Origin of the sequence: Streptosporangium sp. LJ11, assembly GCF_051918945.1 — a bacterium.
In the GTDB taxonomy this organism is placed as follows: domain Bacteria; phylum Actinomycetota; class Actinomycetes; order Streptosporangiales; family Streptosporangiaceae; genus Streptosporangium.
In genome coordinates, this window is sequence record NZ_JBPXMB010000001.1 from 458,721 (window position 1) to 472,264 (window position 13,544).

8 protein-coding genes, 1 tRNA gene and 1 pseudogene are annotated in these 13,544 nt (G+C 69.3%); 6 read left to right on the top strand and 4 right to left on the bottom strand.

The annotated features are described in order from the left end of the window. Positions 1–131: 131 nt before the first annotated feature. Positions 132–3,032 (bottom strand): BTAD domain-containing putative transcriptional regulator, encoded by a 2,901-nt coding sequence (locus ACTOQ3_RS02070; RefSeq protein ID WP_440081662.1) that lies wholly within the window; start codon positions 3,030–3,032, stop codon positions 132–134. 563 nt (positions 3,033–3,595) lie between these two features. Between ACTOQ3_RS02070 and ACTOQ3_RS02075 the strand changes: the two genes are divergently transcribed. The 3 genes from ACTOQ3_RS02075 to ACTOQ3_RS02085 all read left to right on the top strand — a co-directional run bounded on the left by ACTOQ3_RS02075 (position 3,596) and on the right by ACTOQ3_RS02085 (position 9,414). Then, on the top strand, positions 3,596–7,267 hold the full coding sequence (locus tag ACTOQ3_RS02075) for a choice-of-anchor D domain-containing protein (RefSeq protein WP_440081663.1): 3,672 nt from the start codon (positions 3,596–3,598) through the stop codon (positions 7,265–7,267). 183 nt (positions 7,268–7,450) lie between these two features. Next, positions 7,451–8,278: a hypothetical protein gene (locus ACTOQ3_RS02080; protein WP_440081664.1), complete on the top strand. Its 828-nt coding sequence runs from the start codon at positions 7,451–7,453 to the stop codon at positions 8,276–8,278. 656 nt (positions 8,279–8,934) lie between these two features. Beyond that, a complete protein-coding gene (locus ACTOQ3_RS02085; RefSeq protein ID WP_440081665.1) occupies positions 8,935–9,414 on the top strand; it encodes a transposase in 480 nt (159 codons plus the stop codon). Here the strand turns inward: ACTOQ3_RS02085 and ACTOQ3_RS02090 are convergent. Next, the gene (locus ACTOQ3_RS02090; RefSeq protein ID WP_440081667.1) at positions 9,312–9,935 is read right to left on the bottom strand and encodes an O-methyltransferase; all 624 of its coding nucleotides are present in this window, start codon (positions 9,933–9,935) and stop codon (positions 9,312–9,314) included. The two genes, ACTOQ3_RS02085 and ACTOQ3_RS02090, sit on opposite strands and share 103 nt — an antisense overlap. 241 nt (positions 9,936–10,176) lie before the next feature. On the opposite strand from ACTOQ3_RS02090, the pseudogene ACTOQ3_RS02095 reads away from it, so the two are divergent. Next, a pseudogene (locus ACTOQ3_RS02095) lies at positions 10,177–11,586 on the top strand (nSTAND1 domain-containing NTPase); the annotation flags it as partial. Positions 11,587–11,711: 125 nt separating this feature from the next. After that, a complete protein-coding gene (locus tag ACTOQ3_RS02100; protein WP_440081668.1) occupies positions 11,712–12,005 on the top strand; it encodes a WD40 repeat domain-containing protein in 294 nt (97 codons plus the stop codon). Positions 12,006–12,099: 94 nt separating this feature from the next. Here the strand turns inward: ACTOQ3_RS02100 and ACTOQ3_RS02105 are convergent. Beyond that, positions 12,100–12,176: transfer RNA gene (locus tag ACTOQ3_RS02105), tRNA-Lys, on the bottom strand. 256 nt (positions 12,177–12,432) lie between these two features. Between ACTOQ3_RS02105 and ACTOQ3_RS02110 the strand changes: the two genes are divergently transcribed. Beyond that, positions 12,433–12,804, top strand: a complete 372-nt coding sequence (locus ACTOQ3_RS02110) for a PRC-barrel domain containing protein (RefSeq protein WP_362841268.1) — start codon at positions 12,433–12,435, stop codon at positions 12,802–12,804. A 135-nt stretch (positions 12,805–12,939) separates the two neighbouring features. On the opposite strand, the gene ACTOQ3_RS02115 is transcribed toward ACTOQ3_RS02110, so the two are convergent. Continuing rightward, positions 12,940–13,539, bottom strand: coding sequence for a nucleotidyltransferase family protein (locus ACTOQ3_RS02115; protein ID WP_440081669.1), 600 nt, complete (start codon positions 13,537–13,539; stop codon positions 12,940–12,942). Positions 13,540–13,544 lie beyond the last annotated feature (5 nt).

Genomic DNA, 13,544 nt, shown 5'->3' on the forward strand with positions numbered 1-13,544 from the left:
GGAGCGGGGAGGCGCGTCGTAGTAGTGCAGGTCCACACTCCTGATGATGCCAGCCGGCACCGACAGTTCCGGGCCCGAACACGATGTTCCCCGCGTTCCCCGCGTTCCCCGCGGACGCGGACGGTCCGCGCTCAGCCGGTCAGGACGGTCACCTTCGGCTCGGCGTTCCACCACGAGGCCCCGTGCCGGTCCAGCAGGGCCCGTACCTCGTCCGCCTCGGGCATGTTCCGACGTACGAAGATCTCAAGCGCCTCGGTCAGGCAGGCCCCGGCCCTGCCCGGCTGGCCGAGCCGGGAGAACGCCTGGCCGAGCGCGACGAGTGCCTTGCCCTGGATCCATTCGTTGCCCGCCTCCGCCATGAGGGCCAGCGAGTCCTCGGCGCAGTCCACGGCGCTGTCCGGCTGCCCCATGGCGAGGTGGGTCTCGGCCATCCGCAACAGGGTCGCCCCCTCCCGGACGCGCTGTTTGAGCCTCCGGTACGCCTTCCGCGACTTCACGAGCCGGGAGAGCGCCTCCTCCGGGCGCCCGGCGTCCCGCAGCACGACGGCCGACTGGTACATGATGTCGGCATCCGCCCCGCCGCCCAGCTCGCTGATGGTGCGGGTGGCCAGTTCCATGGCCTCCACCGCCTCTTCGGCCCTGCCGACCGACACGAGCGCGAGCGCCAGGTTGCCCAGTCCGGTGGTCTCGCTGCTCCGATCGCCCAGCTTGCGCCAGATCTTGATCGCCTCGGCGTACATCGCGATCGCCTCGTTCTTGGACCCGCGGTTGGCGCCGACCATGGCCAGCAGGTTGATGCTCTGCGCGTACTGCGCCAGATCGCCCTCGGCAAGGCTGAGATCCCGCGCGGCGAGGCCGTCCTCGATCGCCGCGTCGAGGTGCCAGCGGCCCGCCAGGAACTCTCCGCGCATGCACCGCGCGTGTGCCTCGGCGCGGCGATCCCCACGGGCCGCCGCCGCCTCGACGAGGGCTCCCGCCGCCCGCTCGTAGCGCTCGGGGGTCTCGTCGGTCTCCAGTACGTCGGACGCCATGTCGAGCAGCCGTATCGCGTCGAAGAGGACGCTGCCCGGAGTCCGGGCGATCTGGTGCACGCCGCTGATCACCCCTTGCTCCTCGTCCTCCGCCCAGATCACCCCGGCCTCCTCGTCCGAGAAGGACGGTCCGGGGAAAGACGGCCCGGAGAAGGGCGGTTCCGCGCCGACCGGCCGTTCCGGGCCTGACACCGGCATGCCCGGATAGGCCAGCCGGTAGGCCGCCGTCATGCCGGCGAGGTAGTAGCCGAGCAGCCTGGCCAGCGCGGCTCGCCGGACGTCCTCGTCGTCCAGCCGCGACCGGGCGAAGATCTTGAGGAGGTCGTGGTAGCGGTAGCGGCCCGGCGAGGGCGACTCCAGCATGCTCACGTCGACCAGCGCCTCGCACACCTCCTCCGCGTCCGGCTCGTCCAGGTCGAGCACGGCCGCCGCCGAGCCCAGCGAGAAGTCGGCCGCGTCGGGGATGGCCAGCAGCCGGAACGCCGAGGCGTGCGCGGCGTCGAGCTGGTCGTAGCCGAGGGCGAACGTCGCCTCGACGGCCAGGTCGTCCACGCGCAGCTCCGCCAGGCGCCGACGCTCGTCGGCCATCCGGTCGCGCATCCTGGCCACGCTCCAGGCGGGCCGCGCCGCCAGCCGCGAGCCCACGATCCTGATCGCCAGCGGCAGATGCCCGCACGCCCCGATCAGGTCCGCCGCCGCCTCGCGTTCGGTGGCCACGCGCGCCTCCCCCACCACCTTGCCCAGCAGCGCCATCGCCTCGTCGTGGGGCAGCACGCCCAGATCGACCTGGCGTACTCCGGACAGCCCGACCATCTTCGCGCGGCTCGTCACCAGTACCGCGCATTCGGCGGCCCCCGGCAGCAGCGGCCGTACCTGCGCGGCGTTCGCGGCGTTGTCCAGCACGACGAGCATCCGCCGGTCCGCCAGCATGGAGCGGTACAGGGCCGCCCGCTCGCCCAGCTCCTCGGAGTCGGCGGGGACCTCCGCCCCGAGGGAGCGCAGGAACCTGCCGAGCACGGTCTCCGGTGCGAGCGGCTGCGCCCCCGAACCCCTGAGGTTCACGAAGAGCTGGCCGTCGGGGTAGTCCGGCGCGAGCCGGTGCGCCACGTGGACGGCCAGGGTGGTCTTGCCCATGCCGCCCGCGCCCGACACGGCCGAGATCAGCAGCGCCGGGGCGTTCCCCGACCTCAGGGCGTCCACCATCTCGTCGACTTCGGATTCCCTGCCGGTGAAGTCCGCGGTGTCGGCGGGGAGCTGCCGGGGCACCTGCCTGGCGGCCGCGCTCGCCGCCTTCTTCCGGCCGAGGGCGGGGTCGGCCGTGATGATCCTCTGATAGAGCTCCGCCAGCTCGGGCGAGGGGTCGATGCCGAGATCCTCGGCGAGCAGTTTCCGGGTGTCGGTGAAGACGCCTATCGCCTCGGCCTGCCTGCCCGAGCGGTACAGCGCCAGCATCAGCAGGCCGGAGAGCCGTTCCCTGGCCGGGTGTTCCCCGCGGAGCGCGGTCAGTTCGGCGATGACCTCGGTGTGCCTGCCCTCCTCGACCTCCTGGGCGAGCCTGAGCTCCTGTACGGCGAGCCGCCGCTCCCCGAGCCGGACCCGCTGGCCCTCGGCGTAGCCCCCCTCCAGCCCGGCGAGCGGCTCTCCCCGCCAGAGCGCCAGAGCCTCGCCGTACCGTCCCTCGCGGGACAGCTCCTCCATCGTGACCAGGTCGCAGGTCCCGCCGGCGAGGGCGTACCCGCTGCCGATCGAGGTGATCACCTCGGCACCGAGGGCGGAGCGCAGGCGCGAGACGTACGTGCGCAACGTGCTCATGGCGGTGCGGGGACGGTCCTCGCCCCAGATGGCGTCGAGCAGGTGACCGTGGCCCACGGCCCTGCCCTCGGCCAGGAGGAGGACGGCGAGGACAAGCCGCTGCTGAGGCGAGCCGATCTCCACCTCGTCGCCGTCCCGCCAGACGCGCACCGGCCCCAGTATCGAGAACCGCAGTCCGGGATCACTCATTTGACAGCGCTGTCTTTCGCTCGTTCTCGAACAGTCCCACGGAAGCGCCGCCGTTCTCTCGCGCCGGGATGCTGTCCGACGAGATCCAGACCGTTTCGTCCCGTCGTACCGCTCCGCACCAGCTCACCACGAGGAAGCATCGTATGGCAGCACATCGACATTTGCCGAAAAACCGGCGAACCTCGTAATTTTCCACATTCGGGATGTTTCACCAGTGATCGCGGCGGCCGACCACAGGGCACCCACCGCGACGTCGGCGGCCACACCGACCCTCGGATCACTCACACCGGCGGACCGCCCGGACCGGCTGGAGAACCCGAACCGACGCCGGGCACCGCTTCCACCGGCACGCAAGCGGCTTCCAGCAATCCGTAAGCACTTACATGAAACTTTCCGTATAGGAACCAACGCAACATGGTCGTTACGTTTCATGTATTAGCTGAAATCTTGCAGCAATCTGTTCGTCATTTTAAGGTGTGGATACCCCCCGGGCACCACCGGCCGGCGTCTGCGACGTTCCGGCCGCGAAGCGTCCGGCTCTTCGTAAAGTGAAGGGTCAGCCGATGAAGAAGTCCGGCAGGCTAAAGGCCTGGACCATCGCCACGATCGCGGCGTTGACGGCGGGAGGGCTGGCCTCCTTACCGGTCGCCCCCGCCACGGCCGCCGCGAGGGCCGACTCCCCGTTCGACTTTCCCGGGCGCGGCGCCACCGTGCCCTTCTTCGAGATAGAGGCCGAGGACACCGCCCACTCGGGCCAGGTGATCGGCCCCGACCGGATCTACGGCCGCCTCCCCTCGGAGGCCTCCGGCCGCAGGGCGGTGACGCTCGACTCCTCGGGTGAGTACGTGGAGTTCACGCTCACCCGGCCGGCGAACGCGATGTCACTGCGCTACAGCGTGCCGGACAACGCCTCGGGAACCGGTCAGAACACCACCGCGAGCCTGCGGCTCAACGGCACGCACCTGAAGGACCTGACCCTCACCTCCAAGTACGGCTGGTACTACGGCGGCTACCCGTTCAACAACAACCCCGGCGACACCAACCCCCACCACTTCTACGACGAGACGCGGACCATGTTCGGGTCCACGCTCGCCGCGGGGGCAAAGGTCCGCGTCCAGTTCACCGGCGGCATCCCGGTCACCGTGGACCTGGCCGACTTCGAGGTCGTCGGCGCCCCGATCGGGCGCCCGGCCGGCTCGCTGTCGGTCGACGACTTCGGCGCCGTCAAGAACAACACGGGCGTCGACAACACGGCCGCCTTCCAGGCCGCGGTCAACGCCGGCAAGGCCCAGGGCAAGGAGGTCTACATCCCCGAGGGGACCTACAACCTCTACGACCACGTGGTCGTCGACGGGGTCACCCTGCGCGGGGCGGGCCCCTGGTACAGCGTGCTCGGCGGGCGCCATCCCACCCAGCGCAACCGGGCCGTCGGCGTCTACGGCAAGTACGTCCAGGGCGGCGGCTACGGCGGCGAGATCCGTCCCCACGAGGCGGGCGGCCCGAGCCGCAACGTCACGCTCAAGGACTTCGCCATCATCGGCGAGATCATGGAGCGCGAGGACAACGACCAGGTCAACGCCATGGGCGGCGCGATGACCGACTCGGTCGTGGACAACGTGTGGATGCAGCACACCAAGGTCGGTGCCTGGATGGACGGCCCGATGAACAACTTCACCATCAAGAACAGCCGCATCCTCGACCAGACCGCCGACGGCGTGAACTTCCACACCGGGGTCACCAACTCGACGGTGACCAACACGTTCCTGCGCAACACCGGTGACGACGCCCTGGCCATGTGGCCGGAGCGGATCCCGAACGTCGGCAACAAGTTCACGTTCAACACCGTGGGCGTCACGCTGCTGGCCAACAACATCGTCACGTACGGCGGCAGGGACATCCAGATCACCGACAACGTGGTGGCCGACACCGTCAGCAACGGCGGCGGCATCCACATCGCGAACCGCTACCCGGGCGTCAACTCCGGCCAGGGCACCGCGGTCGCCGGAACCCACACCGTCGCCCGCAACACCCTGCTCCGGGCGGGCAACAACGACTTCAACTGGCACTTCGGCGTCGGAGCCCTCTGGTTCAGCGGGCTCAACGAGCCGGTCAACGCCACCATCAACGTCACCGACACCGACATCCTGGACAGCTCGTACGCCGCGATCCACATGATCGAGGGCACCACGAGCACGGTGAACTTCAACAACGTCAACATCGACGGCACCGGCACGTACATGATCCAGGCGCAGTCGGGCGCGAACATGACGTTCAACAACGTCAGTGCCGACCACATCGGCGCGGGTGTCGCCATCCACAACTGCGTCGGCGCGGCCTTCACGCCCGTCTTCGGCACCGGCAACACCGGCTGGAGCCCCAGCAGCACGACCTGCACCGGCACCTGGCCCACGCCGAACTACATCTACCCCGGTGGCGGCGGCAACACCGGCGGCCTGTCCGGCTCCCCGGGCAGCCTCTCCTTCGCCGCGCGCCAGGTCAACACCACCAGCCCGGCGCAGGCCGTCACCATCACGAACGGAGCCACCACCGCGGCCCCGATCGGCTCGGTGACCGTCACCGGCGACTACGCCCAGACCAACAACTGCGGCAGCTCCCTCGCCGCGGGCGCGACGTGCACGGTCGGCGTCACCTTCAGGCCGACCGCGACGGGTACCCGCACCGGCACGCTCACCGTCGCCAGCAGCGCCCAGGGCGGCCCGGTGACCGTGAGCCTCTCCGGCAGCGGCACCAACGGCGTCGCCCTGACCGCCTCCCCGGGCAGCCTGTCCTTCGGGGTGCGCCAGGTCGGCGGCACGAGCCCGGCGCAGGCCGTCACGGTCACCAACACCGGCACCGCCACGGCGACGCTCGGCGCGGTCGCGACCACCGGCGACTACACCCAGACCAGGACCTGCGGCACCACCCTCGCCTCCGGCGCCTCCTGCACCGTCAACGTCACCTTCACCCCCACCGCCTCGGGCACCCGCACGGGCACCCTGACCGTCGCCAGCAACGACCCGAACAGCCCGCTGACGGTCGGCCTGAGCGGCAGCGGCACGAGCTCGACCACCAACCTCGCGCTCGGCGCGACGATGACGGCGAGCAGCTCCAACGGCGGCTTCCCGCCGGGCAACGCCAACGACGACAACACCTCCAGCTACTGGGAGTCGAACAGCAACGCCTTCCCGCAGTGGCTGCAGGCCGATCTCGGCACCGCGCAGAGCGTCGGCTCCGTCACCCTGAAGCTGCCCCCGCCGGCCGCGTGGGCGACCAGGACGCAGACCCTGTCGATCCAGGGCAGCACCAACGGCACCACCTGGACCACCCTGAAGGCCTCGGCCGGACACACCTTCGACCCGAGCACCGGCAACAGCGTCGCGATCCCGCTGACCAGCTCGAGCGTGCGCTACGTCCGGATCAATTTCACCGCCAACACCGGCTGGCCCGCGGCCCAGGTCTCGGAGTTCCAGATCTTCCCGGGTGGCGGCAACCCCACGCCGACCGTGGCGCTGGCGGCCTCCCCGGTCAGCCTGACGTTCGCCGCCAGGACGGTCGGCAGCACCAGCCCGGCGCAGGCCGTCACGGTCACCAACACCGGCACCGGGTCGGCGGCCCTGGGCGCGGTCGCGACCACCGGCGACTACGCCCAGACCAGGACCTGCGGCACCACCCTCGCCGCCGGCGCCTCCTGCACCGTCAACGTCACCTTCACCCCCACCGCGACGGGCACCCGTACGGGCACGCTGAGCGTGGCGAGCAACGACCCGAACGGGCCGCTGACCGTGGCGCTGACCGGGACCGGCGGTTCCGCGCCCGTCACCAACCTGGCGCAGGGCAGGCCGACCACGGAGACCAGCCACGCCCAGGTGTACGGCTCGGGCAACACCGTGGACGGCAACGCGAGCACCTACTGGGAGTCGAACAACAACGCCTTCCCGCAGTCGGTCACGGTCGACCTCGGCTCCACGCAGAGCGTCGGCCGGGTCGTCCTCAAGCTGCCCCCGGCCGCCGACTGGGCCACCCGTACCCAGGCGATCGCCGTCCTGGGCAGCACCGACGGGACGAACTTCACCGGCGTCGTCGGCTCGGCGACGTACACCTTCAACCCCGCCACCGGTAACACGGCCACCATCACCTTCCCGGCCACCAGCAGGCGCCACCTGCGCCTGACCTTCACCGCCAACAGCGGCTGGCCCGCCGGCCAGCTCTCCGAGTTCGAGGTCTACGCCTCGTAGGCTCGCAGCCTCGTGGCCGAACCGGGCACCGGATGGGGCGAAAGCGTCCCATCCGGTGCTTTTCTCGCCCCGGCTTTCATCCCGGCGCCCGCGTAGCTCCGATGGATCGGACCGTTGGTGTCAACCGAACACCCTTATCCCCCGTCTCCCCTTATGCCCCATCTGTCGTAAGCAGGAGGCGACGTGCGCGTCCGTTCGGTTCTCTCAGTCGCCGTCCTGACCGGAAGCCTGGTCCTCCTCTGGCACCCTCTTCCCTCTTCCGCGGGGCAGGGCTCGGTCGTCGCGGCCGACATCGTGGAGTACGAATGCACCACCGACGGCGCGGTGGAGAAGCAGACCATCCAGATCAACGTCGAGATGACGATGCCGGCGAGCGCGACCGCGGGACAGCAGTTCACGATCGGCTGGCGCGGCACCTACTCCGGCACCGGCCTGACGGCGCCCGCCGCGGGACTGCCCGCGGGCACCAAGCTGTACGCGTACGCCTCCATCAGCGATCTTCCCGGGCTGACCTCCGCCACCGGGGTGGGCACCCTCGACACGGTCGGCGCGGGTCAGACCATCCCGCTGCCCACGGCCCAGATCGCGCTCGCCACCACATCGAACAATCCGGGCACCGCGACGGTGAAACCCGCCGCCGTCAACTTCGGGACCCAGCCCAACCAGCCGTTGATCGAGTGCGAGTCGCAGAACAAGGACGCCCTGATGACCTATCCCCTCACTGTCGCCGGGGGCGGTCAGGCGACCGATCCCATCCCGACGGACACGGCCACGGAGCCCGTCGGCCCGCCCTCGACGGATGAGGACACCGAGGCCGCCGAGACCCCGCAGGACGCGAACGGCGAGGTCGACGAGACGCCGGCCGGAGCGGCCGACACCGGAGGCGGTGGCGAGAGCGGCCCCGACGGACGGGTGCTCGTGCTCACCGGCTCCTTGGTCACCCTCGGCGCCGTCTCCGGACTGCTGTGGCGCCGTCGCGGCGCCAGGATGGCCGTGGGCCGGCGTGCCTGACCGCGCTGGAGGATGATCCCGGCTCGGGACCACGGCCGGCCCCGACGCCTCCGCCCGTCCCGGGACCCGCCGACCGCGGTCGGCGCCGGCGGCCCGGACCAGGGACGGAGCCGTGACCTGGAACTTCCTGGAATCTCGGGCGAATCTCAACCGCCTCATGGCGCCCACTTCGTGAGACATCGTCCGTCAAGCGGGACGTGGCCTCACTGGACAACCCGGCGACCGCCATACCTGTCCTCGCGGCGAACGGGGGCGCATCTCATCACCCAGCGGTGTCCGGAGGAAGCCCTCCGGGCACCGAGTCCAAGGAGGCGGCCGGAGCCGGGTGACCCCCCCGATCGACGCACCGGCCAGCACCTCGCGCACTGCTCGATACCGGTACTCACACCAGCGCCTGTTAATCCACGATCGTCACCCGTGCGGAGTTCGATCCGACTACCGTTCCGGGCGCATATGATGCCGCGCAACCGTCAAGCGTGTTCTGAGAACGATCAGTTAAGCACGTCCCGAGACCTCACATCGACACGCAGAAATCAGAAGCAGTTTCCTTTGCTTTATTTCCCCATGCGGTGCCCGCCGAGGCCGAGGCGCCCACCAGGCCGGGGACGAATTCGGCAGGTTCGTTACCGGCTGGAAACAGGAGAACGGCCCGGTCGGTGACAACTCGCGCGAGGGAGGGGTTCCATGCGAAGGCACGGGATATTCCTGGCCGGCCTCGTCTGCGTCCCAGGCGGGTGCTGGCCGACAAGGCCTACTCCTCCCGCGCCGATCGCGCCCATCTGCGCCGGCACGGTGTCCAGGCGGTCATCCCCACCGAGAAGGACCAGCGGGCCAACCGCCTCAAGCAAGGTCGCCGGGGCGGTCGACCGCCAGGATTCGACCGTGAGCGACACAAGGAACGCAACACCGCCGAACGGTGCATCAACAAGTTGAAGGGCAACCGGGCGGTGGCCCTGCGCACCGACAAACGCGAACGGATCTACCGGGGCACCGTCGACGTTGCCTCGATCAGGATCTGGCTGCGTGACCCGGTTCATCGATCCGCCGCGCCGGCCGTCCCGGGAAAACGACGAGTGGCCACGAGCGCGGCCAGATCCGGTGCGAGCCGAAGCTCCGCCGCGTCCAGCCCGGGGTGATCGAGCCAGTGCATCCGCGCCTGGTCGACAGCGCCGTCGAATCGCGGCGGCCACTGCCGGGCCGGAGTCAGGTCGTCGATGACCAGTGTGCCTCCTGGCCTGAGCAGCCTGTACGGATCGGCCGGCTTCTCGCCGCTCTTGCCTTGGCCGCCTCCATCGAGCACGAGCAGGTCATACGGCTCGTCCCGATGGATCTCCCGCCAGTCAGCACAGATCACCGAGACCTGCGGATGATCGAGGAAGATCTGGGCGGCCAGGGCCGCTCGATGCGCGTCCCGTTCGACGCTGACCAGACGGGCCTGCGGCCGGGCGCCCGAGGCCAGCCATGCCAGGCCCACTCCGCACCCGGTTCCGGTCTCCCCGATCACGTCGGCGCCGGCCGCCAGAGCGTACAGCAGTCGCCCCTGCTCAGGACGGCAGGAAGGAGCAAAGCCCGCCTGCCGGGCCGTTTGGAGCGCACATTTGACCAGTGGAGGCAACCCCGCGAGATCGGCATACGCCGCCGTACCGCCGATTGACATCACTCCAGGTTAAGGCGATTGATGTCATGGATCCACAGGACAGTCCCTGACCGAGTTCGACATAACCCTGAACCATGCAGGATCACCCCTGAAGCATTGTCCGCAAATCCGCAATTTTATATGTTTGACGGGTCGTGGAGTGAGGTGTCAGCATGCTGGTCAAGCTTGTCTCACAGCACACGATTTTCTGATAGCGGTTCGTGACGAGATTGACCTTCACTGTCACCGGGGGATGAGAGCGATGGGCCGTCCCGAGCGTGTGCTGGATCCGGAGAACGACCCTCTTCATCGATTCGCAGCCGAGCTCAGGGGACTTAGAGAAAAGGCGGGTAAACCGAGTTACCGTCAGCTTTCCCGGCGCGCGCATTTCTCGGTGACGGCGCTGTCGGAGGCGGCCGGTGGAGTGGTCGTCCCGAGTCTCGCGGTCACGCTCGCGTACGCCGAGGCGTGCGGCGGCGATCGTGACGAGTGGGAGAGCCGATGGCATGCCCTGATGAGCGTGCTCGCTCCGGCCGGTTCCGCCCCCGAAGAGAGCGCGGCCCCCTATCTGGGGCTGGCGCCGTTCGGGCCGGAAAACGCGCCCCTGTTCTTCGGACGCGAACGGCTGGTACGACAGCTACGCGAACGGCTGGCCGGCTCCTCCTTCCTCGCGTTGTTCGGTCCCTCGGGAGCCGGGAAGTCGTCGGTCCTGCGGGCGGGCCTGTTGCCGGCTCTCACGGGGTCCGGGGCGGAGGGGAACGGCGGCGAATGGCTGGTTGTTCCGTTCACTCCCGGCGAGCAGCCGCTGCGGCATCTGTCCATTCGCCTCGCCAACGCGCAGGGCATCGTGGCCGGCCCGGTCCACGAGGCGCTCACCGCCTCGCCCGATGCCATCCGCACGCTGTGCGCGCAGACGTTGAGCGGCGGAGCGGACGAAACCCATCTGGTGATCGTCGTCGACCAGTTCGAGGAGACGTTCACCCTCTGCCGGGACGAGCATGAGCGCCGCGGCTTCGTGGCGGCGCTCCTGGCCGCCGCCCGTGAACCGCGGGTGCGTGTCGTGCTCGGCGTACGCGCCGACTTCTACGGGCACTGCGCCCATTACCCGGCCCTCGTGTCCGCGTTGCAGGACAACCAGGTGCTGATCGGGACGATGGACGACGACGACCTGCGTGCCGTCGTCACCGGCCCCGCCCGGCACGCGGGGGTGAAGGTCGACCCGGAGCTGGTCGATCTGGTCGTGGACGGGGCGAGCGGGCAGGTGGGCGCGCTGTCGCTGGTCTCGCACGCCCTTCTGGAGACCTGGCGCCGCCGTAGGGGCGAGTCGCTCACCGTGGCCGCGTTCCGGGCGACCGGTGACCTGCGCGGCGCGATCTCGCAGACCGCCGAGCGCGTCTACGGCGAGCTCGACCCGGACGAGCAGGACGTGGCCAAAGGCGTGTTCCTGCGGCTGACCATGCCCGGCGACGGAACCGAGGACACCCGCAGACGTGCGCCCCGCGCCGAGCTGGAGGCGAGCCACCACGGACGGCGAACGGCCAAGGTGCTCGACACGTTGATCGCGGCGCGGCTGGTCGTGGCCGAGGAGAACACCGTGACCATCGCACACGAGGCGTTGATCCGGGGCTGGCCCCGATTACGCACCTGGCCGGAGGAGGATCGCGAGCGGCTGCACGCCCACCGGCGGCTGGCCGAGGCCGCCGCCGAGTGGGACCGGCACGACCGGGACGAGGCGTTCCTGTATCGCGGGACGCGCCTTTCGAACGGGCATGAGCATCCGGCAAGGGCGCGCCTTTGGTGTTACGCGGTCACCAGGGCATGGTGTGGTCCGTTGCCTTCAGCCCCGACGGGCGATGGGTGGCGGGAACCGGCCACGACGGGACCGCCCGCATCTGGCGCACCGACGTGGCCGCACCCCCCATCACGGTGGGGGGTTTCGCCACCACCGCCGAGAGCATCGAGTTCTCCCGCGACGGAAAGCTGCTGGCCACCGCGCACGGAGACGGCACCGTGCGCCTGTGGCGCTGCACAGCCTGTGAGCCGATCGACGACCTGCTCACCCGCGTCGACCGGCGACTCGCCGGCGAATGACGTCGCAGCCCGCCGGCGAGCGACCAAGCAAGATCGACCGATGCGTCGAAGTTCTTCGGAAACCAGAAAACCGCAGATCAAAGATCTGCGGTCATGGTGCGCCGCCAGGGACTCGAACCCCGGACCCGCTGATTAAGAGTCAGCTGCTCTAACCAACTGAGCTAGCGGCGCTTGACTTCGACAAGCTTACCGGACCCGTCACCGTGGTCCGTACATGAGTAGATATATGCCGCCAAAGAGCACCGGACGGCGAGATTCACGTCCCGGGTGCGGCGGTCGAAGCTCGCGATGACCTGCGGATTCGAGTGGAAACAAAGGCGAGCGAACAGTGTTCCGCACCTGCTGACTTGGGGAAATGCCGTTTAGGGCTCCTCGCTCGGGTACGTGACCGGAGCCCGGAGTATCAAGTCAAGGGAGATGTTCAACCATGCAACCTGAGCTCTGGAACTATCGAACCGACGTGTACGACCAGGACAGGACGCTCGACGTCGCCGGGTACCACGTCGAAGCCACCGATGGGAAGATCGGCTCCATCGACGAGGCGACGTACGAGGTCGGCGAGAGCTACCTCGTCGTCGACACGGGACCGTGGATCTTCGGCAAGAAGGTCCTCCTGCCGGCGAGCACGGTGACGCAGATCGACCCGCAGGAGAAGAAGGTCTACATCGCGCGCACCAAGCAGGAGATCAAGGACGCCCCCGAGTTCGACGAGGCGAACTTCAAGGAGCCCGCGTACCGCGACCGTGTCGGCGAGTACTACGGCCGCTTCCCCTTCGGCGGGGGCCCCGGAACCTTCTGACCCGGACTTCCGGGCACGGGTCTTGTGATCCGGAACCTGCGGATCCGGGATTCCGAACCCGGCACACCGGACGAGACGACGAGAGGGGCCCCGCCGGACGGCGGGGCCCCTCCGCGTTCGCGGGACGGTCGTGTCTCACGGCCAGGTCGGGTCACCGGAGGAGTCGATGGGGCCGGGGATGACGTCAAGGCGCTGGAGAAGGGTGAGAAAGGTGGAGGCGTAGGGGGAGTCCTGGACGACGGCGGCGACGCGGTCCCAGTCGACCTGCTCGCGCAGGGCGCGGACCTGGGGCAGCAGGGAGCCGTAGTCGCAACTGTGCTCGGAGAGCGGCAGCAGCCAGGAGATGACCAGGTCGGTGGCCTCCAGGACGGGTAGGATCACCGCCGAAGCCTTCATCGGCTCCGCCCGCTTCAACAATTCGGGGGTGACCGGATGGTCGCAGATCGAGAAGATCAGATCCACCAGCCTGCCCTCGTCGAAGGCCTTGACCAGCCAGTCCTCCGGCGGCTGCCTGGACGTCTCGAATCCCAGCTTGCCCAGCGCCTCGAGCGCGAGCGGCACGTCCTCCTGGGGGAGGACGAAGTCGACGTCGTGGAGCGAGGGGGCGGCTCCACGCGCGTAGGCCGCACAGCCTCCGGCAAGAGCGAACCTGACGTCCGCGTCCTTCAACCCGCTGCTCGCTCGCTTCAGCGTTTCCAGGATCGCGTCGGTGACCTCGTGACTGTGGCTTCCCATAGCCA